This is a genomic window from Neoroseomonas oryzicola, from assembly GCF_012163135.1.
In the GTDB taxonomy this organism is placed as follows: domain Bacteria; phylum Pseudomonadota; class Alphaproteobacteria; order Acetobacterales; family Acetobacteraceae; genus Neoroseomonas; species Neoroseomonas oryzicola.
The window spans coordinates 1,083,705-1,110,157 of record NZ_JAAVUP010000001.1 but is presented as its reverse complement, the minus strand read 5'-3'; the positions used below and the strand labels follow the sequence as shown (position 1 = coordinate 1,110,157).

The 26,453-nt window shown below is 72.0% G+C and carries 28 protein-coding genes; 12 read left to right on the top strand and 16 right to left on the bottom strand.

The features are described 5' to 3' along the window. Positions 1 to 37 precede the first annotated feature (37 nt). The 7 genes from rfbB (at position 38) to GWK15_RS05425 (ending at position 6,198) form a co-directional block, all read left to right on the top strand. Entirely contained in the window at positions 38 to 1,099 is a 1,062-nt protein-coding gene (gene rfbB, locus GWK15_RS05455) for a dTDP-glucose 4,6-dehydratase (protein WP_168039818.1), read from the top strand. After that, positions 1,096 to 1,977 carry a glucose-1-phosphate thymidylyltransferase RfbA gene (gene rfbA / locus GWK15_RS05450; protein WP_168039816.1) on the top strand — a complete coding sequence of 294 codons (882 nt, stop codon included), beginning with the start codon at positions 1,096 to 1,098 and terminating at the stop codon, positions 1,975 to 1,977. The genes rfbB and rfbA overlap by 4 nt, the downstream gene beginning before the upstream one ends. After that, positions 1,974 to 2,534: a dTDP-4-dehydrorhamnose 3,5-epimerase gene (rfbC, locus tag GWK15_RS05445; RefSeq protein ID WP_168039814.1), complete on the top strand. Its 561-nt coding sequence runs from the start codon at positions 1,974 to 1,976 to the stop codon at positions 2,532 to 2,534. The genes rfbA and rfbC overlap by 4 nt, the downstream gene beginning before the upstream one ends. After that, positions 2,528 to 3,409, top strand: coding sequence for a dTDP-4-dehydrorhamnose reductase (gene rfbD / locus GWK15_RS05440; protein ID WP_168040280.1), 882 nt, complete (start codon positions 2,528 to 2,530; stop codon positions 3,407 to 3,409). The genes rfbC and rfbD overlap by 7 nt, the downstream gene beginning before the upstream one ends. Further along, on the top strand, positions 3,406 to 4,158 hold the full coding sequence (locus GWK15_RS05435; RefSeq protein WP_168039812.1) for a GDSL-type esterase/lipase family protein: 753 nt from the start codon (positions 3,406 to 3,408) through the stop codon (positions 4,156 to 4,158). Before rfbD ends, GWK15_RS05435 begins: the two co-directional genes overlap by 4 nt. A gap of 165 nt (positions 4,159 to 4,323) precedes the next feature. After that, positions 4,324 to 5,703 carry a leucyl aminopeptidase family protein gene (locus GWK15_RS05430; RefSeq protein WP_168039810.1) on the top strand — a complete coding sequence of 460 codons (1,380 nt, stop codon included), beginning with the start codon at positions 4,324 to 4,326 and terminating at the stop codon, positions 5,701 to 5,703. A gap of 93 nt (positions 5,704 to 5,796) precedes the next feature. Continuing rightward, positions 5,797 to 6,198, top strand: coding sequence for a MarR family transcriptional regulator (locus GWK15_RS05425; RefSeq protein ID WP_168039808.1), 402 nt, complete (start codon positions 5,797 to 5,799; stop codon positions 6,196 to 6,198). A 204-nt stretch (positions 6,199 to 6,402) separates the two neighbouring features. Here the strand turns inward: GWK15_RS05425 and GWK15_RS05420 are convergent, their stop codons facing one another. The 8 genes from GWK15_RS05420 to GWK15_RS05385 form a co-directional block, all read right to left on the bottom strand. Further along, entirely contained in the window at positions 6,403 to 7,335 is a 933-nt protein-coding gene (locus tag GWK15_RS05420; protein WP_168039806.1) for a 2-hydroxyacid dehydrogenase, read from the bottom strand. Further along, positions 7,335 to 7,802 (bottom strand): hypothetical protein, encoded by a 468-nt coding sequence (locus GWK15_RS05415; RefSeq protein WP_168039804.1) that lies wholly within the window; start codon positions 7,800 to 7,802, stop codon positions 7,335 to 7,337. Before GWK15_RS05415 ends, GWK15_RS05420 begins: the two co-directional genes overlap by 1 nt. Next, positions 7,799 to 9,406, bottom strand: a complete 1,608-nt coding sequence (locus GWK15_RS05410) for an ABC transporter ATP-binding protein (protein WP_168039802.1) — start codon at positions 9,404 to 9,406, stop codon at positions 7,799 to 7,801. The genes GWK15_RS05415 and GWK15_RS05410 overlap by 4 nt, the downstream gene beginning before the upstream one ends. After that, entirely contained in the window at positions 9,406 to 10,446 is a 1,041-nt protein-coding gene (locus GWK15_RS05405; RefSeq protein WP_168039800.1) for an ABC transporter permease, read from the bottom strand. The genes GWK15_RS05410 and GWK15_RS05405 overlap by 1 nt, the downstream gene beginning before the upstream one ends. A 253-nt stretch (positions 10,447 to 10,699) precedes the next feature. Continuing rightward, positions 10,700 to 11,827 carry a microcin C ABC transporter permease YejB gene (locus tag GWK15_RS05400; protein WP_168039798.1) on the bottom strand — a complete coding sequence of 376 codons (1,128 nt, stop codon included), beginning with the start codon at positions 11,825 to 11,827 and terminating at the stop codon, positions 10,700 to 10,702. 7 nt (positions 11,828 to 11,834) lie between these two features. Continuing rightward, positions 11,835 to 13,694 (bottom strand): extracellular solute-binding protein, encoded by a 1,860-nt coding sequence (locus GWK15_RS05395; protein ID WP_168039796.1) that lies wholly within the window; start codon positions 13,692 to 13,694, stop codon positions 11,835 to 11,837. A 48-nt stretch (positions 13,695 to 13,742) separates the two neighbouring features. Continuing rightward, on the bottom strand, positions 13,743 to 14,525 hold the full coding sequence (locus GWK15_RS05390; protein WP_168040278.1) for an inositol monophosphatase family protein: 783 nt from the start codon (positions 14,523 to 14,525) through the stop codon (positions 13,743 to 13,745). Further along, on the bottom strand, positions 14,522 to 15,058 hold the full coding sequence (locus GWK15_RS05385) for a c-type cytochrome (RefSeq protein ID WP_168039794.1): 537 nt from the start codon (positions 15,056 to 15,058) through the stop codon (positions 14,522 to 14,524). Before GWK15_RS05385 ends, GWK15_RS05390 begins: the two co-directional genes overlap by 4 nt. A 137-nt stretch (positions 15,059 to 15,195) precedes the next feature. Here GWK15_RS05385 and GWK15_RS05380 point away from each other — a divergent pair, with 137 nt between their 5' ends. Together GWK15_RS05380 and GWK15_RS05375 are read left to right on the top strand one after the other, a co-directional pair. Beyond that, positions 15,196 to 15,942: a 3-deoxy-manno-octulosonate cytidylyltransferase gene (locus GWK15_RS05380; RefSeq protein WP_168039792.1), complete on the top strand. Its 747-nt coding sequence runs from the start codon at positions 15,196 to 15,198 to the stop codon at positions 15,940 to 15,942. Between the two features lie 165 nt (positions 15,943 to 16,107). Next, entirely contained in the window at positions 16,108 to 16,965 is an 858-nt protein-coding gene (locus GWK15_RS05375; protein ID WP_168039790.1) for a prephenate dehydratase, read from the top strand. Positions 16,966 to 17,065: 100 nt separating this feature from the next. On the opposite strand, the gene GWK15_RS05370 is transcribed toward GWK15_RS05375, so the two are convergent. From GWK15_RS05370 to GWK15_RS05355, 4 genes are all read right to left on the bottom strand, one after another. Beyond that, positions 17,066 to 18,532: an MFS transporter gene (locus GWK15_RS05370; protein ID WP_168039788.1), complete on the bottom strand. Its 1,467-nt coding sequence runs from the start codon at positions 18,530 to 18,532 to the stop codon at positions 17,066 to 17,068. 78 nt (positions 18,533 to 18,610) lie between these two features. After that, positions 18,611 to 19,567: an acetyl-CoA carboxylase carboxyltransferase subunit alpha gene (locus tag GWK15_RS05365; protein ID WP_168039786.1), complete on the bottom strand. Its 957-nt coding sequence runs from the start codon at positions 19,565 to 19,567 to the stop codon at positions 18,611 to 18,613. Positions 19,568 to 19,622: 55 nt separating this feature from the next. Further along, positions 19,623 to 20,519 carry a tyrosine recombinase gene (locus GWK15_RS05360; RefSeq protein ID WP_168039784.1) on the bottom strand — a complete coding sequence of 299 codons (897 nt, stop codon included), beginning with the start codon at positions 20,517 to 20,519 and terminating at the stop codon, positions 19,623 to 19,625. A 10-nt stretch (positions 20,520 to 20,529) separates the two neighbouring features. Then, positions 20,530 to 20,679 carry a hypothetical protein gene (locus GWK15_RS05355; RefSeq protein WP_168039782.1) on the bottom strand — a complete coding sequence of 50 codons (150 nt, stop codon included), beginning with the start codon at positions 20,677 to 20,679 and terminating at the stop codon, positions 20,530 to 20,532. 53 nt (positions 20,680 to 20,732) lie between these two features. On the opposite strand from GWK15_RS05355, the gene aroB reads away from it, so the two are divergent. The 3 genes from aroB (at position 20,733) to GWK15_RS05340 (ending at position 24,915) form a co-directional block, all read left to right on the top strand. After that, a complete protein-coding gene (gene aroB, locus GWK15_RS05350; protein ID WP_338147195.1) occupies positions 20,733 to 22,439 on the top strand; it encodes a 3-dehydroquinate synthase in 1,707 nt (568 codons plus the stop codon). A 25-nt stretch (positions 22,440 to 22,464) separates the two neighbouring features. Further along, positions 22,465 to 23,391, top strand: coding sequence for an FkbM family methyltransferase (locus tag GWK15_RS05345; RefSeq protein WP_168039780.1), 927 nt, complete (start codon positions 22,465 to 22,467; stop codon positions 23,389 to 23,391). 231 nt (positions 23,392 to 23,622) lie between these two features. Further along, a complete protein-coding gene (locus tag GWK15_RS05340; protein ID WP_168039778.1) occupies positions 23,623 to 24,915 on the top strand; it encodes a cyclic nucleotide-binding domain-containing protein in 1,293 nt (430 codons plus the stop codon). Positions 24,916 to 24,943: 28 nt separating this feature from the next. Here GWK15_RS05340 and GWK15_RS05335 read toward each other — a convergent pair whose 3' ends face one another. Genes GWK15_RS05335 through GWK15_RS05320 form a run of 4 tightly spaced genes read right to left on the bottom strand, consistent with a single transcriptional unit; the run spans position 24,944 to position 26,412 of the window. After that, positions 24,944 to 25,303, bottom strand: coding sequence for a DUF2155 domain-containing protein (locus GWK15_RS05335; protein WP_168039776.1), 360 nt, complete (start codon positions 25,301 to 25,303; stop codon positions 24,944 to 24,946). Further along, positions 25,300 to 25,518: a hypothetical protein gene (locus GWK15_RS05330; RefSeq protein WP_168039774.1), complete on the bottom strand. Its 219-nt coding sequence runs from the start codon at positions 25,516 to 25,518 to the stop codon at positions 25,300 to 25,302. Before GWK15_RS05330 ends, GWK15_RS05335 begins: the two co-directional genes overlap by 4 nt. Next, on the bottom strand, positions 25,515 to 26,033 hold the full coding sequence (gene mlaD / locus GWK15_RS05325; protein WP_168039772.1) for an outer membrane lipid asymmetry maintenance protein MlaD: 519 nt from the start codon (positions 26,031 to 26,033) through the stop codon (positions 25,515 to 25,517). The genes GWK15_RS05330 and mlaD overlap by 4 nt, the downstream gene beginning before the upstream one ends. Before the next feature lie 19 nt (positions 26,034 to 26,052). After that, a complete protein-coding gene (locus GWK15_RS05320; RefSeq protein WP_168039770.1) occupies positions 26,053 to 26,412 on the bottom strand; it encodes an NADH-ubiquinone oxidoreductase subunit NDUFA12 family protein in 360 nt (119 codons plus the stop codon). Positions 26,413 to 26,453: the final 41 nt, after the last annotated feature.

Sequence of the window (26,453 nt, the reverse complement as noted above, 5' to 3'; positions counted from 1 at the left end):
CAGGCGGCAGAATGTTCTGTCAGGGACTTCCCGCGACATGCCCCTCCTGATCACCGGCGGCTACGGCTTCATCGGATCTGCCGTCCTGCGCCGGCTGCTGGCGACGACGGACGAGGTCGTGGTGAACCTCGACCGCATGACCTATGCGGCGAGCCCGGAAGCCCTCGGCACGCTGCGCAACGACCGCCGCCACGTCCACATCCAGGCCGACATCTGCGACGTCGCCGCGGTGCGGGAGGTCTTCGCGACCTGGAAGCCCTCGCGCGTCATGCACCTCGCCGCCGAATCGCATGTCGACCGTTCGATCGACGGGCCGGCGGAATTCATCCGCACCAACGTCGTCGGCACCCAAGTGCTGCTCGAGGCGGCGCGCGAACACTGGGCCGCGCTCGACGGCGAGGCGAAGGCCGCCTTCCGATTCCACCATGTCTCGACCGACGAGGTGTTCGGCTCGCTCGAAAGCCGCGACGACCCGCCCTTCGACGAGCACACGCGCTACGACCCGCGCAGCCCCTATTCGGCGTCGAAGGCCGCCTCCGACCACCTGGTGCGCGCCTGGCAGCACACCTACGGGCTGCCCTCCTTCGTCTCGAACACGACGAACAACTACGGGCCCTGGCAGTTCCCCGAGAAGCTGATCCCGCTGGTCACGCTCAACGCGCTCGAGGGCCGCACCCTGCCGGTCTATGGCGACGGCTCGAACATCCGCGACTGGATCCATGTCGAGGACCATGCCGAGGCGCTCTGCCTCGCGCTGTTCCGCGGCCAGCCGGGGGCGACCTATTGCCTCGGCCCGCGGCAGGAGCGGACCAACCTCGAGGTGGTGCGCGCGATCTGCGCGACGCTTGACCGGCTTCGGCCCGATCCGGCTGGCCCGCGCGAACGGCTCATCACCTATGTGAAGGACCGGCCGGGCCATGATTTCCGCTACGCGATGGACCCCTCGGGGGCGGAACGCGCCCTCGGCTGGACCGCGCGGCGCGACTTCGAGAGCGGCCTGGCGGAGACCATCGCCTGGTATCTCGACAACGAGGCCTGGTGGCGCCCGATCCGGGAGAAGCGATATGCCGGCCAGCGGCTGGGCGGAGTGAAGGCATGAAGGGGATCCTGCTCGCGGGCGGGTCGGGCACGCGGCTGCATCCGATGACGCTTGCCGCGTCGAAGCAGCTGCTGCCGGTCTACGACAAGCCGATGGTTTACTACCCGCTGGGGACGCTGATGCTCGCGGGCGTGCGGGACATCCTGCTGATCTCGACGCCGGCGGACCTGCCGCAGTTCCGCCGCCTGCTCGGCGACGGCAGCCAGTTCGGCGTGACCATCACCTATGCCGAGCAGGCGAAGCCCGAGGGCATCGCCCAGGCCTTCCACATCGGCGCCGAGTGGATCGGCGGCGAGCCCTGCGCGCTCGCGCTCGGCGACAACATCATCTACGGCCATGGGCTGGTCGACAGCCTCAAGGCCGCGGCGGCGCGCGCCCTGGCAGGCGAGGCGACCGTGTTCGGCTACCGCGTCGCCGACCCCGAGCGCTACGGCGTGGCGGAGTTCGACGCCTCGGGCCGCGTTCTCTCGATCGAGGAGAAGCCGTCGCAGCCCAAATCGGACTGGGCGGTGATCGGGCTGTATTTCTACGATGCGCGGGTGACGCAGCTGGCGCGCGACCTCAAGCCTTCAGCGCGCGGGGAGCTCGAGATCACCGACCTCAACAAGGTCTATCTCGAACTCGGCGCGCTCTATGCGGAACAGCTCGGGCGCGGCTGCGCCTGGCTCGACGCCGGCACGCCGGCCTCGCTGCTGCAGGCGGCGCTCTTCGTGCAGACGGTGCAGGAACGCCAGGGCCTGCAGGTCGGCTGCCCGGAGGAGATCGCCTTCCGCATGGGCTTCATCGACGCGGCGGCGCTGACCCGCCAGGCCAATGCGCTCGGCAAGACGGCCTATGGGGCGTATCTGCGCGACCTCGCGGCCGGCAGGCTGGCGTGAAGGTCGAACCGCTCCGCCTGCCCGGGCTGCTGCTGGTCGAGCCCGCGCGCCACGGGGATGCGCGCGGCTTCTTCAGCGAGGTCTGGTCGCGGCGCGCCCTGGCCGCGCACGGCATCACCGCCGACTTCGTGCAGGACAACCATTCCCTCTCGCGCGAGGTCGGCGTCGTTCGCGGGCTGCATTTCCAGCGGCCGCCCTCGGCGCAGGGCAAGCTCGTGCGCGTCGTGCGCGGGGCGATCCTGGACGTGGTGGTCGACCTGCGGCAGGGCTCGCCCACCTACGGCGAGAGTGAGGTGATCGAGCTCTCCGCCGCGAACTGGCGCCAGCTCTGGGTGCCGCGCGGCTTCGCGCATGGCTTCGCGACGCTCGAGCCGGATACCGAGGTTCTCTACAAGGTCGACGCCTATTACGACCGCGAGGCGGATGCCGGGATCCTGTGGAACGATCCCGCGCTCGGCATCGACTGGCCGCTCACCGATCCCATCCTGTCGGAGAAGGACCGCGGCGCCCCGCGCCTCGCCGAGATCGACCCGCCCTTTCCCGCGGGGTCCTGGTGATGCGGCGCATCCTGGTGACCGGCCGCGGCGGGCAACTGGCGACCGGGCTCGAATCGGCGCTGCCCGCGCAGGGCTTCGAGGCGATCCTGGTGGGCCAGCCCGACTTCGAATTCAACCGGCCCGAGACCGTCGCCGCCGCCTTCGCCGCCGCCCGGCCCGAGGCGGTGGTGAACTGCGCCGCCTGGACCGCGGTCGACGCCGCCGAGGACAACGAGCCCGCGGCCTTCCGCGCCAATGCGCTCGGCCCCGATCTGGTGGCCCGGCACTGCGCGGCGCGCGGCATTCCGCTGGTGCAGGTCTCGACCGACTACGTCTTCGACGGGCGCAAGGGCGCGCCCTATGTCGAGGAGGACGCGCCGAACCCGCTCGGCGCCTACGGGCGGACCAAGCTCGCGGGGGAATGGGCGGCGCTGGCGGGCAATGACCGCACGGTCGTGCTGCGCACCGCCTGGGTCTTCTCGCCGGTCGGCAACAACTTCCTGCGCACCATGCTGCGCGTGGGCGCGGAGCGGCCGGAACTGCGCGTCGTCTCGGACCAGCAGGGCAGCCCGACGGCCGCACCCGACCTCGCGGATGCCATCGCCGCCGTGCTCGCGCGCATCCGGGCTACGGGCTGGCAGCCCGGGTATCGCGGGGTGTTCCACGCGGTGGCCGGCGGCTTCACCACATGGCACGGCTTCGCCGAGGCGATCTTCGCCACCGCCGGCGGCCCGCGCCCGCGCGTGCAGGCGATCGCGACCGCCGACTACCCCACCAAGGCGGTGCGGCCCGCCGATGGCCGGCTCGACACGACCCGGCTGCGCGAGACCTTCGGCGTCGCCCTGCCGCCCTGGGAGGCCGGGCTGGCCCGCGTGCTCAAGGCGCTGAGCGCGTGACCGGGCGGCGCGTCCTGCTGGCCCTGGGCCTTGCCGCCGCGCTGCCGCGCGCGTCGCGCGCCGCCTCGGCGGAGTCCTGCCCGGTCCTGCCGCAGCCCGCCCTGCGGGCCTCGAGCTTCGCCGCCGCTGTGGCGCGGGGCGGGGAGGTGAAGGTGGTCGCCTTCGGCTCCTCCTCGACCGCCGGTGCCGGGGCCAGCCTGCCCTGGCGCGCCTATCCCGCCCGCCTGCAGTCGCTGCTCCGCGAGGCCCTGCCGGGCCATGCCGTCACCGTGATGAACCGCGGCGCGGGCGGGGAGGATGCGGTCCAGATGATCGGGCGCATCGACCGCGACGTGCTCTCGGAGTCGCCGGACCTGGTGATCTGGCAGCTCGGCGCCAATGCGGCCCTGCGCGGGCTGGACCCGCAGACCTTCCGTCGGCTGCTCCTGGAAGGCCTCGCCCGGTTCCGCCAGGCCCGGGTCGATGTCGTGCTGATGGACAACCAGCGCGCCCCGCGCATCGCCGCGCGTCCCGGCCACGGCGTCTATGACGCCATCCTGGCCGAGGCGGCGGCGACCCAGCCCGGCGTCGCGCTGTTCCGGCGCGGCGCGCTGATGGATGCCCTCGCGGCGAAGGGCGTGGCGCCGGACAGCCTGCTGGTCTCGGACGGGCTGCACCACAATGACCGCGGCTATGCCTGCGTGTCGGAAGCCCTCGCCCGCGGATTGGTCGAAGGCCTCCCAAGCGGAACGTTGCGCCTGCGTCGTTGATCGAGCGCAGGATTCCAGCCGGAAATCCATTCTTTGCGTTGCGACGCATGCATATCGCTCTTGCGTAATGGATGCCTTGGATTCACGGACGGAACGGGCGCAATATAAAACATAAGAAGTTCATGAATTTTCCCCGCGACGATCGCGGCTGTTCGGGAGCATTCGATGCTGGAGGGCCTTGTGGCCAGCGCGACGGGAGCATTGCCGCTGCACGCGGTCCGTTCGGAAGGCCTTGCGGCCTTCCTCGACGGGCAGGCGGGCGGGGCGGCGGCTTTCCTGCGCGCGACCGGCTTCACGGCCCGCCCCGGCGAGGTCGCGCTGCTGCCGGGGCCGGATGGCCTCGCCGGCGCGGCGATCGGCCTCGGCGCCGAGACCGGCCCCTGGGCCTTCGGCGGTGCCTCCCGCGCCCTGCCGGCTGGGTCGGCCTGGCGGCTGATGCCCGGACCGCAGGACGATTCGCTGGCAGCCCTCGGCTGGGCGCTCGGCGCCTATCGCGCCCGGCGGCACAAGGCGGGCGGCCCCGCGCCCGCGCTGCTCGAGATCCCGTCCAATGCCGCCGATGGCGTCATGATGGCCGAGGCCATCTGCGCCGCACGCGACCTGATCAACGCCCCGGCGGCCGATCTTGGCCCGGCCGAGCTCGCCGCCGCGACCGCCGCGCTCGCCGCCCGCCACGGTGCGACCTGCGAGGTCATCGAGGGCGAGGCGCTCGAGCACGGCTTTCCGGCCGTCGCCGCGGTCGGGCAGGGCAGCCCCCGGGCGCCGCGCGCCGCCGTGCTGCGCTGGACCGGCACGGAGGACGGGCCGCTGATCGCGCTCTGCGGCAAGGGCGTGTGCTTCGACACCGGCGGGCTCGACCTCAAGCCGCCCTCGTCCATGCTCCGCATGAAGAAGGACATGGGCGGGGCCGCGGTGGTGCTGGCGGTGGCCGAGATGGCCATGCGCCGCGCGCTGCCCGTGCGGCTGCTGGTCCTGGTCGGTGCGGTCGAGAACGCCGTCTCCGGCACTGCCATGCGGCCGATGGACGTCCTGCGCACGCGCAAGGGCCTCAAGGTCGAGGTGACGAACACCGACGCCGAGGGGCGGCTCGTGCTCGCCGACCTGCTGACCTACGCGGCCGAGCAGAACCCGGACGCCATCGTCGACTGCGCGACGCTGACCGGCGCGGCGCGCACGGCGCTCGGGCCCGACCTGCCGGCGCTGTTCAGCAACGACGACGCCTTCGCCGCGCGCCTGCTCGCATCCGGCCAGGCGACGGGCGAGCCGATGTGGCGGCTGCCGCTGCATGCCGGCTACGACGCCTGGCTCGACAGCGGCATGGCCGACCTCGTGAACTCGGCGACCAAGCCGATGGCGGGCGCGATCACCGCGGCGCTGTTCCTCCGGCGCTTCGTGCCGGGTGGCGTCCCCTGGGCGCATCTCGACCTCTATGCCTGGAACGACGCGACGCGACCGGGCCGCCCCGAAGGTGGAGAAGCCCAATGCGCACGAGCTCTCTTCGCATCACTCCCCGAGATCCCGCGACGGCCAGCCGGCCACGCGTGACGCACCGCGAGCGGTAACCGCCCCGGCCTCCCCCCCAAACGGGCCCCGGCAGGACCCTCGCCCCAAAGCCTCCAACCAAAGGGAAGACCCCAGATGACCAACACCACCAACCCCGACCAGCAGATCGGCATCCTGCGCGAGACGATCGTGGCGCTCGTCCGCGACGACGGGCCGGACCTCTCGGCCCGCCAGCTCGCGGTGCTGCTGACCGTCTACCTCAGCGAGGGGCCGCACACGGTCCGCGGCCTCGCCGCCGACCTCAACGTCTCCAAGCCCGCGATCACCCGCGCGCTGGACCGCCTCGGCGAGCTCGACCTCGCGCGCCGCAAGGTCGATCCGGCGGATCGCCGCAGCGTGCTCGTGCAGCGCACGCCGAAGGGCACGACCTTCCTGCAGGACCTGCGCAACGTGATGATCGAGGCGCAGAAGGGCACCGCGGACGCGAAGCTGCTGCCGCCGCAGGCCAGCAGCGAGCCGGCGCTGCGCGCGGTCTGATCCGCGCGGGTCGGGGCGGCCACGCGCCGACCCGGTCGCCTGACGATGCGAACGGCGCGAGGGGAACTCCCTTCGCGCCGTTGGCATGTCCGGGCCTCATTGCCGACGGCACGACGTTTCGGCCGGCGCCCGCCCCTTATCCGACGAGCCAAGCGAAGCGCCGGCGCTTGTGGGCACGAGGGTGCAACCTTCGTGCGGCTGGTCTCAGTAGCCGGCTGAGAAATCCACCAGGTTGATCAGCGGCCGGCCGTCCCGGGCGCGATGGATGTTCTCCACCACCTGCGGCGCCGCGCTCGAGGGGATGGTGATGGACGCCGCATGGGGCGTCAGGATCACCTTCGGGTGCGACCAGAAGGGGCTGTCCGCGGGCAGGGGCTCGGGTTCGAAGACATCGAGCGCGGCGCCGGCGAGATGGCCGGAGTCGAGCGCGGCCAGCACGTCGGCCGCGACCTGGTGCCCGCCGCGCGCGGCGTTGATCAGGAAGCCGCCCGGCTTCATCGCGCCGAGCAGCTTCGCGTCGATCACGCCGCGCGTCTCTGGCGTCAGCGGCAGCAGGCAAACCAGCATGTCGGCCTGCGCGGCCATGGCCACCAGGCCGTCCGCGCCGTGGAAGGTCTCGACGCCGTCGACCTGCTTCGGCCGGCGCGACCAGCCCATCACCGGGAAGCCGAGCGCCCGCAGCGCGCGCGCCGCGTCGGAGCCGAGCTCGCCGAGGCCGAGGATGCCGATGCGCCGCGCCGAGGTCTCGGGCGCCGGCAGCTCGAACCACACCTTGCGCGCCTGCTGGTCGCGGTATTCCGGGTCCTGCCGGTGGAAGCGCAACACGTTCAGCAGCACCCATTCGGTCATGCCCTGGGTGAGGCGCGTGTCCACCAGCCGCGCCACCGGCACGCCCGGCGGCGGGCCCGGCGGGCGGAACAGGTGATCCACACCCGCGCCCATCGACACGATGACCCTGAGGTTGGGGTAGCGGCGCAGCTCCATCATGTCGTGCGCGGTCCAGACCACGGCCGCCTCGATGTCCTCGGGGGCACCGGCCTCGGGGAAAAGCCGGATCTCGAGCGACGGGTCGACGGCCAGCAGCGCCGCCTTCCAGTCCTGCATCGTGTGCGCCTTGGTCGAGAGCAGGACCGCCATCAGGAGTGACCCTTCAATTCGTTGTCGATCGCCGTGGCGAAATCGCGCCAGGAATCGCGCCGCGTCGCCGCGCGTTCCGTGCCGTCGGGCATCTTCGCGTAGAGGCTGAGCACGCCCTTCGCCCACAGCGCGTCGAAATGCGCCGGGGATTGCAGGCCGAAGGCGGCGGTCCGTTCGAAAACGCCGTCCTTCACCTTCGGCATCATCTTCGCCAGCCACCACCAGCAGCCGGCGCCGAGCACGGCGAGGCCCAGCCAGGACCCGCCCTGCGCGATGCCCATCTCCGCCAGCAGCGGCCCGCCGACCTTGAGCGCGAGAAAGGAGCCGACGAGCACCACGGCCGGGGGCCAGATGTTCTCCCATGACCGGTAGACCGGGGATCCCGGCGAGTTCATCTGCCGGATGCTCACGCCGAGCTTCACGGTCCCGCCGTCCATCAGCGCCTTCAGCGTGTCGAGTTCGCTCAAGTCCCCAGCCCCGGTGCCGTCTCGGTCCGCAGGTCGAAGGCCGCGGCCATTAGGGCCCGGGTGTAGGCTTCCCGCGGCGCGGCGACAACATCGGCCGCGGCACCTTCCTCGACCACCTTGCCGTCCTTCAGGACGATGATCCGGTGCGCCATGGCGCGGACCACGCGCAGGTCGTGGGAGATGAAGAGGTAGGCGAGCCGGTGCTTCTCCTGCAGCCCGCGCAGCAGGTCGACCACCTGGGCCTGGACGCTCACGTCGAGCGCCGAGGTGGGTTCGTCCAGCACCAGGAAGCGGGGCTTGAGCACCAGGGCGCGGGCGATGGCGATGCGCTGACGCTGGCCGCCGGAGAATTCGTGCGGGTAGCGCTCAGCCATCCCGGGCTGCAGGCCGACTTCCTCGAGCGCCGTCGCGACCGCCTGGGCCCGCTGCTGGCGCGTCAGGCCCGGTTCGTGGACGGCCAGGCCCTCGCCGACGATCTCGCCCACGCTCATGCGCGGGGAGAGGGCGCCGAAGGGGTCCTGGAAGACGATCTGCATGCGCCGGCGCAGCGGGCGAAGCTCGGCCCGCGCCAGGCCCTGGATGTCGCGGCCCTCGAAGCGGATGGCGCCCTGGCTCTCCTCGAGCCTTAGCAGCGCCAGGCCCAGGGTCGTCTTGCCGGAGCCGGATTCGCCCACCAGCCCGACCGTCTCTCCTTCCCGCACGCCGACGGTCACGCCATCGACCGCGCGCACCTCCGCCACCACGCGGCGGAGCAGGCCGCGGCGGATGGGGAAGCGGACCTTCATGGCGTCGCCGTGCATGATCCCGGGCGCGGCATCCGCGACCGGCGCCGGGGCGCCGCGCGGTTCGGTCGCGAGCAGCATGCGCGTGTAGTCGTGCCGCGGGTTGGCGAAGACCTCGGCGACCTTGCCCTGTTCGACGGCGTGGCCGTCCTTCATCACCACCACGCGGTCCGCGTGCTTCTTCACGATGTTGAGGTCGTGGGTGATGAGCAGCATCGCCATGCCGAGTTCGCGCTTCAGCCGTTCCAGCAGTTCGAGGATCTGCGCCTGGATGGTGACGTCGAGCGCAGTGGTCGGCTCGTCGGCGATCAGCAGCTTCGGGTCGTTGGCGAGCGCCGCGGCGATCATCACGCGCTGGCGCTGCCCGCCGGACAATTGGTGCGGATAGGCGCCGAGGCGGTCCTCGGCCTTCGGGAAGCCGGCGCGGCGGAGCAGTTCGATCACCCGGGCACGCAACGCCGCGCCGGCCAGCGGCTGGTGCAGGGTGATGGCCTCGCCGACCTGGCGCTCGACGCTGTGAAGCGGGTTGAGCGAGGTCATCGGTTCCTGGAAGACCATCCCCGCGACGCCGCCGCGGAGCCGGCGCAGTTCCGCATCCGGCGCCGACAGCACGTCGGTGCCGTCCAGCATGATGCGGCCCGCCGGGTTCGCCCCGGCCGTCGGCAGCAGCCGCAGGCAGGACAACGCCGTGACCGACTTGCCCGAGCCGGACTCACCGACCAGCGCGACCGTCTCGCCCTTCTCGACCGCGAAGGAGACGCCTTCGACCACACGCTTGCCGCGAAAGGCGACGGAGAGGTTCTCGACCGTCAGCAGCGTCATCAGCGCCCGCCCCCCGGCAGCTTGCGGGGATCGAAGGCATCGCGCACCGCCTCGCCCACGAAGATCAGCAGCGTCAGCATGCCCCCCAAGACCACGAAGCCGGTCATCGCGAGCCAGGGCGCGGTCAGGTTGTTCTTGCCCTGGTTCACCAGCTCGCCCAGCGACGGAGAACCCGGCGGCAGGCCGAAGCCCAGGAAGTCGAGGCTCGCCAGCACCGTCACCGACCCCGACAGGATGAAGGGCAGGAAAGTCAGCGTCGCCACCATCGCGTTCGGCAGAATGTGGCGGAACATCACCACGGGATCCGACACGCCCAGCGCCTTCGCCGCGCGCACGTAGTCGAAGTTGCGCCCGCGCAGGAACTCCGCCCGCACCACGCCTGTCAGGCCCATCCAGGAGAACAGCAGCAGGAAGATCAGCAGGACCCAGAAGGAGGGCTCGATCACGGAGGCGAGGATGATCAGCAGGTAGAGCTGCGGCATGCCCGACCAGATCTCGATGAAACGCTGGAACAGCAAATCCGTCAGCCCGCCATAGAAGCCCTGCACCGCGCCGGCCGCGATGCCGACGACGGAACTCACGATCGTCAGTGTGAAGCCGAACAGCACCGAGATGCGGAAGCCGTAGATCACCCGCGCCAGCACGTCCCGCGCCTGGTCGTCGGTGCCGAGCCAGTTCTTCGCCGATGGCGGCGAGGGCGCCGGCTGCCCGAGATCCCGCACCACCGTCCGGTAGGAATAGGGGACCAGCGGCCAGACCATCCAACCGCCCTTCGCCTCGAATTCCTCGCGAAAGCCGCGGTCGTGCCAGTCGACGCCGGTGGGCAGGCCGTCCTCGACGATGTCGCTCTCGGCATAATCCGCCAGAACGGGGACGAACCAGCGCCCGTCCACCTTCGCGACCAGGGGACGATCATTCGCGATGAACTCCGCGAACAAGGTCACGAAGAACAGGAAGCCGAAGATCACCAGCGAGACATACCCTCGCCGGTTCGCCCGGAAGTTCGCAAGGCGCCGGCGGGTGAGGGGGGAGAGCGTCATGGCGCTGCTCCGCCGCCGCAGGGGGGCGCCGCCCCCCTGCACCCCCCGCCAGAGGCCGAAAGGCCTCTGGACACCGTCAATTGGCCGGTTGGAGGGAGGGGCACGGAGCGACCGCCGGACGCGGAGCGCGCGCGGTGCCCCTCCCTCCAACCGGCCAAGTATTGGGTTCCAAGGGCCTTTAGGCCTTTGGCGGGTGGGTGCGGGAGGGCAGCGCCCCCCTGCGGCGCGCGCAGCGCCACGACCGCCCGCCCCGTCACCGCCGCGCCTCGAAGTCGATGCGGGGGTCGACGAGGGTGTAGGTGAAGTCGCCCACGATCTGCATGACGAGGCCGAGCAGCGTGAAGATGTAGAGGGTCGCGAACATCACCGGGTAGTCGCGGCGGATGGCACTTTCGAAGCCGAGCAGGCCGAGCCCGTCGAGGGAGAAGATGATTTCCGTCAGCAGGGCGCCGGTGAAGAGGATGCCGATGAAGGCCGCGGGGAAGCCCGCGATGATCAGCAGCATCGCGTTGCGGAAGATGTGCCCGTAGAGGATGCGCTGTTCGGTGTTGCCCTTGGCGCGGGCGGTGACCGTGTATTGCTTGCCGATCTCGTCGAGGAAGGCGTTCTTCGTGAGCATGGTCAGCCCGGCGAAGCCGCCGATCACCAGGGTGATGGTCGGCAGGACCATGTGCCAGGCGTAGTCCATCGCGCGTTGGAAGAACGGCATGTCGGCCGCGCCGGGGGAGGCGAGCCCGCGCAGCGGGAACCATTGCAGGAAGGACCCGCCGGCGAAGAGCACGACGAGCAGGATGGCGAAGAGGAAGCCCGGGATGGCGTAGCCGACGAGCACGACGCCCGAGGTCGCGACGTCGAAGCGGGACCCGTCCTGCACCGCCTTGCGGATGCCCAAGGGGATCGACACCAGGTAGATGATCAGCGTCGACCACAGGCCGAGGCTGATGGAGACCGGCATCTTCTCGACGATCAGGTCAACGACGGGCCTGTCGCGGAACAGGGACCGGCCGAAGTCGAAGCGCAGGTAGCCCGACATCATCTCGTAGAAGCGGGTCGAGGCGGGCTTGTCGAAGCCGAAGCTGCGCTCGATCTCGGCGACGATGGCGGGGTCGAGGCCGCGGGCGCCGCGATAGGTGCCGACCGGACCGTTGCCGGACCCGCCGCCGGCCTGGCCGCGCTGTTCGGCGGCGTTGGGCGTGCGGACCTCCCCGCCGCCTTCGCCGGTGATGCGGCCGAGCGTCGACTGCGCGTCGCCGCGCAGTTCCGCGAGCATCTGCTCGACAGGCCCGCCCGGGGCGAACTGCACGACGATGAAGTTGATGATGATGATGCCGAGCAGCGTCGGCACCACCAGCAGCAGCCGGCGGATCAGGTAGGCGCCCATGGCGCGGTCAGCCGCGCCGGGCTTCGGTGAGGGCGCGTTCGCGCGCCGGGTCGATCCACCAGGCCTGCGGGAAGCCGAGGCCGTAGCGCGGGTTGCGCTCGGGCCGGCCGAACTTGTCCCAGAAGGCGATGCGGAAGGTGCGGCTGTGCCAATGCGGGACGACGAAGTTGTGGTGCAGCAGCACGCGGTCAAGCGCGCGGGTGCGCGCGACCAGTTCCTGGTAGTCGGGCGCGTTGATCACGAGTTCCACGATCTCGTCGATCGCGGGGTCGGCGATACCCGCGACGTTCTGGCTGCCGTTCTCGCGCGCCTTGGCGGAGGTCCAGTAGTCGCGCTGCTCGTTGCCGGGGGAGAAGCCCTGGCCCATCGAATCGACGGTCATGTCGTAGTCGAAGGCGTCGATGCGGACCTGGTACTGCGCGGGATCGACGGTCCGCACGCGCGCGGTGATGCCGAGCCTCTCGAGCCACTGGACGTAGGGCAGGGCGACGCGTTCGAAGGTCGCGCCCTGGAGCAGGATCTCGAATTCGAAGGGGCGCCCTTGCGCGTTCACCAGGCGGCGGTCGCGCACGGTCCAGCCGGCTTCACGCAGCAGCGCGAGGGCGCGGCGCGCGCCGTCGCGGTTGTTGCCCGACCCGTCGGTGACCGGGAGCCTGTATTCCTCGGTGAAGACGCTGTCCGGGATGCGGCCGCGGAAGCCTTCCAGGATCGCCTTCTCGCGCCCTTCCGGCAGGCCGCGCGCGGCGAAGTCGGAGTTCGAGAAGTAGGAGGAGGTGCGGGTGTAGGCGCCGTAGAACAGGTTCGTGTTCATCCACTCGAAGTCAAAGACCTCGATCAGCGCGCGACGCACGCGCGGATCCTGGAAGAGCGGACGGCGCAGGTTCACCGCGAAGCACTGCATCCCGGTCGGGATCTCGTGCGGGATCTCCTCCCGCTTCACGAGGTTCCGCCGCGCGGCAGGGAAGTCGTAGCCGGTCGCCCAGTCGCGGGCGACGTTCTCGGTGCGGAAGTCGATCTGGCCGGCCTTGAAGGCCTCGAAGGCGACGGTGGTGTCGCGGAAATACTCGTAGCGGATGGTGTCGAAGTTGTTCAGGCCGCGCCGCACGCCGAGGTCGCGCGCCCAGTAGTCCTCGACGCGGCGGTAGACGACGCTGCGGTTGGGCTCGAACCGTTCCAGCCTGTAGGGGCCGGAGCCGAGCGGCACGTCGAGCGAGGGGCGCGTGAAGTCGCGCCCTTCCCACCAGTGCTTCGGCAGCACCGGCACGTCGCCCAGGATCTGGGCGAGTTCCCGGTTGTCGTTGCTGCGGAAGCGGAAGGTGACGCGGCGGGGGGATTCGGCGACCACCTCCGCGACGTCGGCCCAGTAGGCGCGAAAGAAGGGGCGGCCATGGGTGCGCAGCGCGTTGAAGGAGAAGACGACGTCATCGGCCGTCATCGGCTTGCCGTCGTGCCAGCGGGCGGATTCGCGCAGCTCGAAGGTGACGCCCTTGCGGTCGGCGGGCAGTTCGACCGTCTCGGCGACATGGCCGTATTCGGCCGTCGCCTCGTCCGGGTTGCCGGCCATCAGCGTGTCGTAGATCAGCCCGATGCCGACATCGGGCGTGCCGCGCAGGATGTAGGGGTTGAAGCTGTCGAAGGCGCCGAGCCGTGCGAGCACCACCTCGCCGCCCTTGGGCGCGGCCGGATTGGCCCAGGGCCAATGCGGGAAGTCCGCCGGCAGGGCGGGCGGGGCCAGCAGGGACAGGGCGTGGGTGCGCACCACCTCCCCGGGCTTGTCGCCCCCGGCCGGGACGACAGCCCGCGCGGCACGCGGCAGGGCGGGAAGGGCGGCGCAGGCGCCAAGCGCCAGGAGGTCGCGACGGAGCATGTCGGGCAGGATGGGGGCTCGACCGTTGCAGGACAACGGTCGAGGCGATTACGCGCCTGTCAGAAGCGACACGGCCTCGGGCAGCAGGGCGGGATCGCCCACGGCGAGGACGCGGCCCTCGGCACCCGGGGCGAGCGGCTCGCCGTCCCAGCCCGTCACCCGCCCGCCGGCGCCTTCCACGATCGGCACCAGGGCCGTCCAGTCCCAGATCTTCATCGTCGCCTCGGCGACGATGTCGACCAGGCCGAGCGCCAGCAGGCCATAGGCGTAGCAGTCCCCGCCCCAGGTCACGCGGCGGGCGGCGCCGCGCAGCCGTTCGAACCCCACCCGGTCGCCGGGGAGAAACATGTCGGGGCTGGTGCAGGAGAGCTCGGCTTCGCCCACCGTAGCGCAGGGGCGGCAGGCGGCGGCCCCGCCCAGGGGCGCGCGGAAGGTCGTCGGTCGGCCGGCGACGCCAAGCCAGCGTTCGCCGGTGACCGGCTGGTCGATGATGCCGAGCACCGGCTTGCCCCGGTGCAGCAGCCCCACGAGGCTGCCGAACAGCGGCCGGCCGGTGACGAAGGCGCGGGTGCCGTCGATGGGGTCCACCACCCAGACCCATTCGGCGTCCGGGCGGTCGGCGCCGTGCTCCTCCCCGATCACGCCGTGGTCGGGGAAGCGTGCGGCGATCAGGGCGCGGATGGCCTCCTCGGCCTCCTTGTCGGCGCGCGTGACGGGGCTCGCGTCGCCCTTCGCCTCGACGAGCAGGGCCGAACGGAAGAGGGGGCGGATGACCGCCCCCGCCGCGTCGGCGGCCGCCTCGGCCGCCGCGATGTAGGCGTCCGGGATCAGGGCGCGGGCGCGTTCGGCGAGATGGACCGCAGGTAGGCGATCAGGTCGGCGCGCTGCTGGGCGCTGGAGATGCCGCCGAAGGACATGCGGTTGCCCGGGGCGTAGCCGCGCGGGTTCGCGATCCAGGCGTTGAGTTCCTCGTAGGTCCACGGCTTGTCGTGCATGCCGCGGATCGCCGGGGAGTAGTTGAAGCCGTCGACATGGGCGTGCTTGGCGCCGACGATGCCGTAGAGGTTCGGCCCCACGCCGGCGCGGCCGCCCTCGTTGAAGGAGTGGCAGGAGGCGCACTGGCGCTGCGCCAGCGCCTGCCCGTTCTGCGCGTTGGCGCTGGCAAGCAGTGGCGTGATCGGCTCGAGCGCGGGGGCGGCCGGGGCGGCGGGCGCGGCGGCCGGCTCGGCGCCGGCGATCGCGATGTGGGCTTCGTGCGGCATCCTCGGGTGCACCAGCAGGCTCGCCACCACCCCGGACAAGCCGAGCGTGACGCCCGCGGTCAGCACCGCGGCGATGATCTTGTTGCCTTCAAGACTATGCATCTCGCCTCGAACCCTCATGGCCGCCGGGCACGCGTTTGCGCGGCCGGACCGCCTTGCCTAAAACGCGCCGGACCATAGTGCCCGGCCATCGGCCAGACAACCCGCGTCGCCCCAGCTTTTCAACCGGAACCGCACCCTTGCGCCCCATTCTCGTCATTCCGGCCCGCATGGCGGCCACCCGCCTGCCAGGCAAGCCGCTCGCGGACATCCACGGCCGGCCGATGATCGCCCATGTGCTGGACCGCGCGCGGGAGGCCGGGATCGGCCCCGTCGCGGTCGCCGCCGGCGAGCCCGAGATCGTCGCCGCCGCCCGCGCGGCGGGCGCCGAGGCGGTGCTGGTGGCCGACGACGTGCCCTCGGGCACCGACCGCGTGCATCGCGCCATGGCGGCCCTCGACCCCGAGGGCCGTTACGACGTCGTGGTGAACCTGCAGGGCGACTTCCCGACCATCGCGCCCGAGACGCTGCGCGCGGTGCTGGAACCTCTCGCCGACCCTGCGGTGGACATCGGCACGCTGGTCTGCCCGATCGCGAACGAGGAGGAGGCGAACACCTCCTCTTTCGTCAAATGCGCCTGCGCCTTCGAGGGCGAATCGCGCGTCGCCCCGGCGCTGTATTTCTCCCGCCTGCCGATTCCCTGGGGGGAGGGGCCGCGCTGGCACCATATCGGCGTCTATGCCTATCGCCGCGCGGCGCTGGACCGCTTCGTGACCCTGCCGGCGAGCCCGCTGGAACTGCGCGAGAAGCTCGAGCAGTTGCGCGCGCTGGAGGCGGGGATGCGCATCGCCGCGGCGCGGGTCGACCACGGGCCCTTCGGCGTCGACACGCCGCACGACCTCGAACGCGCCCGCAGCCTTCTTGCGCCGCGCGGTCACGGGGCGTGACCGCGCCCCTCAGACGCCGGGCGCCGCGCATCCGCGCGGCTTGGCTTCGCGCGGCGATGTCGTGCCCGGGGCGGCTGCTGGCCGTGCGCGGTCGCGCTTCGCGCTCCCGGCCCGAGGCATCGCCTCGGGCCGCCTTGATGCATCCCTTCGGCTGATCGGGTTTCCATGACCAACACGACCATCGCCTTCCAGGGCCTGCCCGGCGCCTATTCGGACCTGGCCTGCCGCGCCGCCTATCCGGGCTGGACGACGCTGCCGAGCCCGTCCTTCGAAGCTGCGATGGAGGGGCTGCGGGACGGGCGCGCCGACCTCGCCATGCTGCCCTGCGAGAATTCGCTCGCCGGCCGCGTGCCGGACATCCACCGGCTGCTGCCCGAATCGGGGCTGTTCGTGATCGGCGAGCACTTCCAGCGCGTGGAGCACTGCCTGCTCGCGCCCAAGGGAGCGAGCCTTGGCACGATCAAACGCGCGCACAGCCACCCCGTCGCGCTTGGCCAGGTGCTGCGGCTGCTGAAGGAGATGAACCTCAAGGCGGTGATCGAGGCCGACACGGCCGGCGCCGCGCATCTCATCGCCGAACGCGGCAATATCGAGGACGCGGCGATCGCCTCCGAGCTCGCGGCCGAGATCTACGGCCTCGAGATCCTGAAGCGGAACGTGGAGGACGAGGCGCACAACACGACGCGCTTCTACGTCATGTCGCGCGAGCGCTCGTATCCGGCCATCGATACGCCGAACCCCGTCACCACCTTCGTCTTCCGCGTCCGGTCGATCCCCGCGGCGCTCTACAAGGCGCTGGGCGGCTTCGCGACCAACGGCATCAACATGACGAAGCTCGAATCCTACATGGTGGGCGGGCGGTTCGAGGCGGCGCAGTTCCTCTGCGACGTGGACGGCCACCCCGAGAGCCCGGCGCTGAAGCGCGCCTTCGAGGAACTTGAGTTCTTCTCGAAGGAGTTCCGCATCCTGGGCTGCTACCCGGCGCATCCCTACCGGCTCGAGCAGGCGAACGCGGCGGACTAGCGGGGCGCCACGGCCTCGCGGCACCGGCCCGCACCACCATTCGGTCACCCATCCAGGATGCTGGCCTTGGGTGGCCGGTGCCGGCCAACCGCCTATCGTCCTAGAAGCGGCGCAGCGGCACCCGCCAGGCGAGCACCGCCGCGACCGCGGTCAGCGCCGCGGCGGTCACGAACAGCATTCGGAAGGCCTCGGCGAGTTCGGCGCGCAGCGCGGCGGCGGCGCCGGGCCCGAGGGTGGCGAGGAAGGCGGGCCCTTCCGCCACCAGACGCTGGAAGGCCGGCGCCGTGCCGGTGCCGATCAGGGTGAGGGCGGCGAAGACGGCCGCTGCGACCAGCGCCGTGCCCGTCGCCGCGCCGATGTTGCGCGAGAATGCGACGCCGGCCGAGGCGGCGCCCAGCCTCTCCTTGCCCGCCGCCGCCTGCGCCGTGACCTGCACCACCGGATAGGAGGTGCCGGAGCAGAACGCCGCGACGACCAGCAGCGGCGGCAGGGCGGCGAGCGGCAGGCTGTCCGCCGTCACCGCCAGCACCGCCCAGACCAGGCAGCCCACCGGCAGGAAGACCGTCGGCCAGCGCATCGCATGGCCCGACTTCGCGACCATCCGCCCGGCGAACATCGCGCCCGAGGCGCCGCCGAGCGACAGCGACAGCAGCATCAGCCCCGACGGTCCGATCGCCATACCGCGCACCGTCTGCAGCCAGACCGGCAGGAAGGAGATCAGCCCGACCTGCGCGCCGACCACGCAGGCCGACAGCAGGTAGGACCGCGCGATCGAAGGTTCGGTGAAGACGGCGAGCGGCAGCAGCGGGTCCTGGACCGCGCGCTCGACCCGCAGCAGCAGGAGGGTGGCGGCAACGGCCAGCAGCGCGAGGCCGGCGGCCATCGGCAGCAAGGCGGGATCGAGCCGCCGCCCGCGGTCGAGCGCGACCAGCGCCGAGGCGACCGCGACGATGAACAGCACCAGCCCCGCCCAGTCGAAGCGGAAGCGCACACCGCGGCGCACTGCGGGGACGCGTTCGAGGCGCAGGGAGAGCAGGGCGCAGGCGGCCGCGACCGGCAGCAGCATGACGAAGACGAAGCGCCAGCCGAACAACTGCGTCGCATAGCCGCCGGCGACCGGCCCGAAGGCCGAGGCGAAGGAGAAGGATCCCGCGATCCAGGCCTGGTAGCGGCCGCGTTCGCGGGGCGGGATGGCCTCCCCGATCAGGGCCTGGGCCATGGTCAGCAGGGCGCCGCCGCCGAAGCCCTGGACGATGCGGGCGGTCACCAGCATGGGCAGGGAGGTCGCGAGCGCGCAGGCGACGCAGCCCGCGGTGAATATCGACAGCGCGACGTAGAGCAGCGGCTTGCGCCCGAAGGCGTCGCCGAGTTGCCCGAAGACCGGCGCCGCGCAGGTCGCCGCCACCAGGTAGGCGACGAGGATCCAGGAGGTCCGCTCGATCCCGCCCATGTCGGCGGCGATGGCGGGCAGGGCGGTCGCCACGATGGTCTGGTCGACCGCCGAGAGGAAGATGGTCAGCGCAATGCCCGGAAAGGCCCGCCGGAACCGGGCTTCCCCCTCGGTCATCTCGGCCGGTCCTGGGTTCCAAGGGCCTTTCGGCCCTTGGCGGTGGGGGTGCGGGGGAGGCGGCGCCTCCCCCGTCTCTCAGATGACCCCACTCCGCCCCATCTCCAGGAACTTCTCCCGGCGCCGGGCGCGCAGCGTCGCGCCGTCCAGTTCGACGAGCGGTTCCAGCAGGTCCGCGATCCGGTCGCCGAGGGCGGCGATGGTGGCCTCGGCATCGCGATGCGCGCCGCCCAGCGGTTCGGGCAGCACCGCATCGACGAGGTTCAGCTTGCGCAGGTCGTCGGCCGTGAGCTTCAGCGCCTCGGCCGCGGTCGAGGCCTGGGCGGCGTCGCGCCAGAGGATCGAGGCGCAGCCTTCCGGGCTGATCACCGAATAGATCGCGTGTTCCAGCATCACGACCCGGTCGGCGGCGGCGAGCGCGATGGCCCCGCCCGACCCGCCTTCGCCGATGATGGTCGCGATGAAGGGGACGGGGGCCTCGAGGCCGGCTTCGATCGACCGGGCGATGGCCTCGGCCTGGCCGCGGGCCTCGGCCTCGATGCCCGGGAAGGCGCCGGCGGTGTCGACGAAGGACAGGATGGGCAGGCCGAATCGCCCGGCGAGCTCCATCAGGCGCTTTGCCTTCCGGTAGCCCTCGGGCCGGGCCATGCCGAAATTGTGCTTCACGCGGCTTTCGGTGTCGTTGCCGCGCTCGGTGCCGAGCACCATCACCGCGCGGCCGCGGAAGCGGCCCATGCCGCCGATGACCGCGGCGTCGTCGGCAAAGGCGCGATCGCCGGCGAGCGGGAGGAAGTCCTCGATCAGGCCGTTGATGTAGTCGGTGGCGTGGGGCCGGTCGGGGTGGCGGGCGACCTGCGCCTTCTGCCAGGGGGTGAGCTTGGCGTACGTCGTCTTCAGCAGGGACTGCGCCTTGTCGCGCAGCCGGCCGACCTCCTCGGCGACATCGATCCCGCCCGCGTCGGTGGTCCGACGGAGCTCCTCGATCTTGCCTTCCAGCTCGGCGATCGGCTTCTCGAAGTCCAGGAAGTGGCGCATGGGGCCGGGGGGTTAGCCGAAAACGGGCCGGGGCGCGACCCCCTTCGGACCGGGGTCAGCCCGCCAGGGGGTGGTGGGCCTCGACCAGCGCCTTGAGCCGGGCCTCCAGCACCTTGGTGTAGATCTGGGTGGTGGCGATGTCGGCATGGCCGAGCAGCACCTGCAGGCTGCGCAGATCCGCCCCCCTGGCCAGCAGGTGGGAGGCGAAGGAATGCCGCAACACGTGGGGGCTGACCCGGGCGGGGTCGAGGCCGGCCGCCAGCGCCACTTCCTTCAGCAGCAGCCCCAACGACTGGCGGGTGAGGTGGCCGGCCGCGGCGCGGGAGGGAAACAGCCAGCGGGCGGCTTTGGGGCCGGCGCGCTCGGCGGCTTCGGCGCGTGCCGCCAGCGCGAGCGTCCGGGCGCGGGCCGAGACCGGAACGAGCCGTTCCTTGCCGCCCTTGCCGCGGATGGCGACCAGGCCTTCCTCGGGCCGCAGGGCGCCGGCGGGCAGGGAGACGAGTTCCGAGGCCCGCAGCCCCGAGCAGTAGAGCAGTTCCACCGCCGCCGCGGCGACCGGGCCGCGCTTGCCGGCCAGGGCGGCGGCGGCCTCGATCAGGCGCTCGACCTCGGCTTCGGAGAGGGCCTTGGGCAGGCTGGCGGGCAGACGGGGGCTGTCCAGCAGTTCCGTCGGGTCGTCCGGCCGGATGCCTTCGCGCGCCAGGAAGCGGTGGAACTGGCGGATGGCGGACAGGCGTCGGGCCTGCGTCCGGGCCGCATAGCCCGCGGCGGCGAGGCCCGCGACCCAGTCCCGCAACAGGTCGGCACCGGCGGCATGGACCGCGACGCCACGCCGGACCGCGAAGCCGGTGAAGTCGTCGAGGTCCGCCTGATAGGCCGCGAGCGTGTTGCGCGCCGCGCCGCGCTCGGCGGCCAGCATTTCCAGGAAGGACTCGACGTGGCGGGACGTCACGCGTCCCGTCTCAGCGGCCGGTGGTGAAGCGTTCGTTGGGCAGGCTGCGCTCGACGGGCTGGGGCGTCACGGCAGGCGGGAAGGCGCCGAGCCCCAGCAGCCCCACGGCGATGGCACCGAGGACGACCAGCAGGATCAGCAGGAACGGGCTGCGGCGCATGCCTTGCGGCGGCTCCCTCACGCATTGGGCATTGTGTGCTAGCCTCCGCCCCCGTGTCGCGCAACTCCACCATCGATCTTCCCGCCGAAGTCGCCCCGTCCGCTTCCGCCCCACCGGCCCCCACCGCCGCGGCGGCGCGGAGCGTCGTGCTCGTCGGCATGCCGGGCGCGGGCAAGACAGCGATCGGACGGCGCCTGGCCGCACGGCTCGGCCTCCCCTTCCGCGACGCGGATGCCGAGATCGAATCGGCGGCCGGCATGCCGATCACCGAGATCTTCACCCGCTACGGGGAACCACATTTCCGTGACGGGGAGCGGCGGGTCATCACCAGGCTGCTCGCCGGCCCGCCGCTGGTCCTCGCGACCGGGGGCGGTGCCTTCGCCGATGCGGCGACGCGCCGCGCCATCAAGGCGAGCGGCGCGGCGACGCTGTGGCTGCGCTGTTCCATGGCGACGCTGCTGCGCCGCGTCGCGGGGCGCGAGCACCGCCCGATGTTCCTCAACGCCGACCCGGCCGAGGTGCTGCAGCGCCTGATGTCCGCGCGGCACCCCTTCTATGCCGAGGCCGACGTGACCGTGACCTGCACCGACGAAAGCCCCGAGGTGACGACGCGCCGCGTCGAGGAGGCACTGTCGGCCGCCGTGCCGCCGAAGCGCCTGTCGGTCGGCCTCGGCGAGCGTGGGTATGACGTGCTGGTGGGCCCGGGCCTGCTGGCGCGCGCCGGTGGGCTGATCGGGCCGGTGCTGCCGGCGCGCAAGGCGGTGGTGCTGACCGATGAATCCGTCGCGGCGCTGCACCTGCCGGCGCTGCGCGCCGGGGCCGAGGCCGCTGGCATCGCCGTGCTGGCCGAGGTCGCGGTGCCGCCGGGCGAGGCCTCGAAGGATTTCTCCCGCCTGCAGGAGGTGCTGGAGGCGATGCTCGGCGCGGGCCTCGATCGGCGCACGGCGGTGATCGCGCTGGGCGGCGGGGTGGTCGGCGACCTCGCGGGCTTCGCCGCGGCGGTCGCGATGCGCGGCGTGCCCTTCGTGCAGGTGCCGACGACGCTGCTCGCGCAGGTCGATTCGAGCGTGGGCGGGAAGACGGGCGTGAACCTGCGCGCGGGCAAGAACCTCGCCGGCGCCTTCCATCAGCCGCGCATCGTGCTGGCCGACACCGACACGCTCGCGACCCTGCCGGCGCGCGAATTGCGCGCGGGCTATGCCGAGGTCGCCAAGCACGGGCTGCTGCAGGGCGCGCTGTGGGACTGGTGCGAGCAGCACGGCACCGCCGTCGTCGCCGGCGAGACGGCGGCGCTGACCCATGCGGTGCTGGAATCCTGCCGCCTGAAGGCCGCCGTGGTCGCCGCCGACGAACGGGAGGAGAGCGCCGAGGGCGGCCGCGCGCTGCTCAACCTCGGCCACACCTTCGGCCACGCGCTGGAGGCCGAGGCGCGCTTCGACGGGTCGGTCCTGCACGGGGAGGCGGTGGGGGTCGGGCTTGGCCTGGCGGCATCGCTGTCGGCGCGGCTTGGCCATTGCAGCCAGGAATGGCCGTCCCGCGTGATCGCGCATCTGGCGGCCTGCGGGCTGCCTTCGCGCATCGCGGACCTGCCGCGGCGCTTCACGATCGAGGCGCTGATGGGGCGGATGGCGAAGGACAAGAAGAACCGCGACGGCACGATGCGCTTCGTGCTGATGCGCGGGGCGGGGGACTGCTTCACCAGTTCCGAGGTTCCGGCCGAGGCGGTGACGGCGCTGCTGCGGGACGAAGGGGCGAGGTGATGCGCGGGCGGAGGCCGGCGGCGACATGAGCGCGGGTCACGACGTTGCCGAGATCCTGGACCTGCTCGGCCTGCTGACGCCTTACGAGGTTCCCGGCTTCACGCGCAGGCGCTTCGGCAACCGCCGGAGCGACGGCGGCTACGTGTTGCTCGAGGAACTGCTGAGCGATCAACCGGTCATCAGTGCCGGCATCGGCCGGCAGATCAGCTTCGACCTCGAAATGGCCGAGCGGGGACACGTGGTCCACATGTTCGACCACACCATCGTCGGCCCGCCGCACGACCATCCCGGCTTCAGGTTCACGCGCCGAGGGATCGGACCGTCGCCGACGGCGGAGTTGACGTCGATCGCCGAGGTCGTGGATGGCCTGGCGACCGATCGCGACGACCTCGTGCTCAAGATGGACATCGAGGGCTTCGAATGGCCCGTCCTGCGAACCATGCCGCGGGCGGTCCTGCGGCGCTTCGGGCAGATCACGCTGGAACTGCATGCGCTGAACGCCATCGCGACGGACGCCCAGCGCGAGCCCAAGCGTGTTGCCCTGCGCAACCTGGCGCGCGACTTCACCGTCTTCCACGTCCACGCGAACAATTTCCACGCGACGCAAACGGTGCTGGGCGTGCCGGTGCATCCGCTCCTCGAACTGTCGCTGGTGCGGACCGACCTCGTGTCCCGCGCGCCCAACCGGACCGTCTATCCATCCCTGCTCGATCCGCCGAATGTGGTCGACAAGCCCGAGGTAGCGCTCTGGTTCCATCCGTTCCTGCCGACGGGGTGCCCGGTCGATCACCTTGCCGCGGAGATGCGCCGTTGCGCTGCCCAGTTGGACCGTAGCGAGGCGATGCGGGCGGGGCGCGAGTCCTTCCTCACGCTCAAGAGCAAGGTCCTGGACCTCGAGCAGCGCCTCGCCGCGGCCGAGGCCCGGGACGGAGACCCGGCCCCGCCGGCCTGACCCTGGGGGGCCTGTCGCCCCCTGGGCTGCGGTCGGGGCCATGGCAGCGCGGCGGCCCAGGCCGGCCTCAGGACGCCATCTGTGCAAAGGCGCAAAGCGACGTAGTCTGGCGATCGCAGCCGGCCCTCATGCATGCCGGCGCGCGGGAGGAAGGCCCTGAGAGGCACGATTTACCGACGGCTCCTCGCCCCCGGCGCGGCTGCGCTGATCGCGCTCGCGCTGCATCTGTCCGTGCCCGCCGACGGTGCGTGGGCTGCCGTCGGGCTTGCGGCTGGCACCGCGTTCTGGCTCTGCCTCGCCTGGACCGCGGCGCGGCTCGCGGGACTGCTGCTCGCGCAGCATCCGAAGCTGCTGACCGACCTGATCGCTGCGGCGTTCTTCGCGACCGCGATGATCCTCGCCGCGCAACTCGTCTTCGACCTGCCGGCGACCGGGCTGATCGCGACCTCCTCGGTCGTCATCGCCGTGCTCGGCTTCGCGCTGCGCAACATCTTCGGCGACATCTTCTCGGGCATCGCGCTCGGCATCGAGCACCCCTACGGCCTCGGCGACTGGATCGAGGCGACGGAGAACTGCTCGGGCCGCGTTGTCGGCATTTCCTGGCGCGCCACCCGGCTGGTCACGCGCGACGGCGTGACGCTGGTGGTGCCGAACACGCTGATCGCGAGCCACCGCATCGCCGTCTACGGCCCGGACAACAACGGACGCTTCCGGGTGGCCATGAGCGTGCCGCTCGACCCCGCCGTGCCGGCGGGCCGGGCGCGGCGCATCCTGCTGGCCGCCGCGATCGAGGCGGGGCGCGACGTGCCTGGCTTCGCGCCGGACGTGATGCTCTCGGACCTCTCGCAGGGTGTCGCGCATTACCTGGTGCGCTTCTACGTGCCCGACTTCCCGCAGGAGATGCGCTGGCGGGACGCGGTGGCGCGCGCGGTGCAGGCGGCGCTGATGCGCGCCGGCCTGTCGGTCGCCCATCCGACGCGCGAGACCGTCATCCGCCAGGCGCCGCCGGCCGTCGAGGACGGCGCAAGACGGGCGCTGCTCGACGCGACCGACCTGTTCCGGGCCTTCAACGCCGGGGAGCGCGCGGCGCTCGCCGCCGCGATGCATGAGGTCACGGTGGCCGAAGGCGAGGCGGTGGTGCGGCGGGGGCAGGCGGGGGACTCGCTCTACCTGCTGGCCGAAGGGGTGCTCGAGGTGCGGGTCGCCGATGCCGACGGCGCGGAGTTCGCCGCCGCGCGGCTCTACCCGGGCGCGGTGTTCGGGGAGATGTCGCTGCTGACCGGCCAGCCGCGCAGCGCGACGGTGCTCGCGGCGACCGACGCGGCGGTGTTCGAGCTGCGGAAGTCGGACCTCGATCCGCTGCTGCGGGCGCGGCCGGCGCTGCTCGACACGCTCAGCGCCATCATGGCGGAACGCCAGGCGCGCAACCTGGCGGGGCCGAGCCGGACGAGCGCCCCCAGCGTGGCGCCGCCGACGCGGGAGGACCTGCTGGCGCGCCTCAGATCCTTCTTCGGAATCCGCTAGATCGGAGGCGGCCAGGCCGTGCCTGGCCTCACCGGCATTCCAGCACGCGGATGTCGTAGACCGGGTGTTCCAGCATGTTCACGCCCGGCGCATTGGCGAACATCCAACCGCGGAAGGCGGGCGGGGCGCCGGGACGGGCGCGGCTGTCGGTCATCTCCATCCAGGCGGCGGCGTCGGGCACCTCGTCCGGGGCGCGGCCGAAGCAGGAGCGGAGGTTGATGGTTAGCGAGCCGAAGGTGACGCTCGATCCGACCCGGGCCTCGAGGATGGTCACCCGCGCCGTCACCTTGTCGAGCGCCTGCAGCCGGGCCGCGCGCTGCGGCACCCATTCCTGCGCCGAGGCGGGCGTGGCGAGGGCGAGCAGGGCGAAGGCGGCGAGCCATCTCATGCGCGGCGCCTCGGGCTGGCGAGGCCGTCCACCAGCTCGGCGAGGATGCGGCGCATCGCCGCCTCGTCCACGCCCATCAGCACCGCGTCCTCGAAGGCGTCCTGCAGGGCCTGGCGGACCTCGGCGTGGTTCTCGGCGAGGACCTTGAGCTTTTCCCGGCAGGAGACCGGCTGGCCATCCGCCCCGGGCCAGACCGCGGGGGAGGTGGTGCTCATCGCGGCGCCGGCGCCTGTTCCGGCGCAGGCTGGGCCGGCTGCTCCTGGTTGCGGTTCTGGTTCATCTCGGTGACCGAGAAGATGAACCGACCGAGCAGGCTCTCGAGGCTCACCGCGCTCTGCGTGATCGTGATCTCGCCGCCGTTCTGCAGGTAGCGCTCCGACCCGCCGGGCACGAGGGCGACGAACTTGCCGCCGAGCAGGCTCTCGCTCTGGATCTCGGCGGAGGTGTCGGTCGGCAGGCGGATGGCGGGATCGACGCGCAGCGTCAGCACCGCGAGGAAGGTCGTGGGATCGATCCGCTGGGAGATGACCTGGCCGACCTTCACCCCGGCGAGGCGCACATCGGCGCCGGGCGCGAGGCCGTCGATGCGGTCGAACCGCGCGGTGAGCTGGATGCCCGACCCGCCGGTCAGCGACCGTCCGCTGCCGGTGACGGCATAGACGAGGAAGACGGCCGCGACCGCGAGGACGACGGCGCCGGTGAGCAACTCGGCAAGGCTGCGCTTCTGCATCGACGGTGGATGTCGGGACTCAGCGCCCCGGCGTCCAGGCCTCGTAGTCGCCGGCGGTGGCGGGACGCTGGCCGCCACGGCTGTCGGCCCCCGGCGGCCGCCAGGCCTCGGCCGTGCCGGTCATGTTCGGGCGATGCTCCTTCTGCCAGGCGCGGCGGGGCGCGGTCTCCGGCAGGGGCTGCTCGATGGTGTTGTGGATCCAGCCCCACCATTCGGGCGGGACGGTCGTCGCCTCGGGCGTGCCGGCATAGATCACGCGGCGCATCGGGCGCCCGTAGACGTCGCGGCGCGACCGCGCCTCCCAATAGGTGTTGCCGAAGCGGTCCTGTCCGACCTTGCGGCTCGTCAGGCGGATAAAGAGGTCGTCGAGGAAGGCCATGGGCGCGTCCTTGGGGCATCCCGGGAAGGGGGCTTGATGCC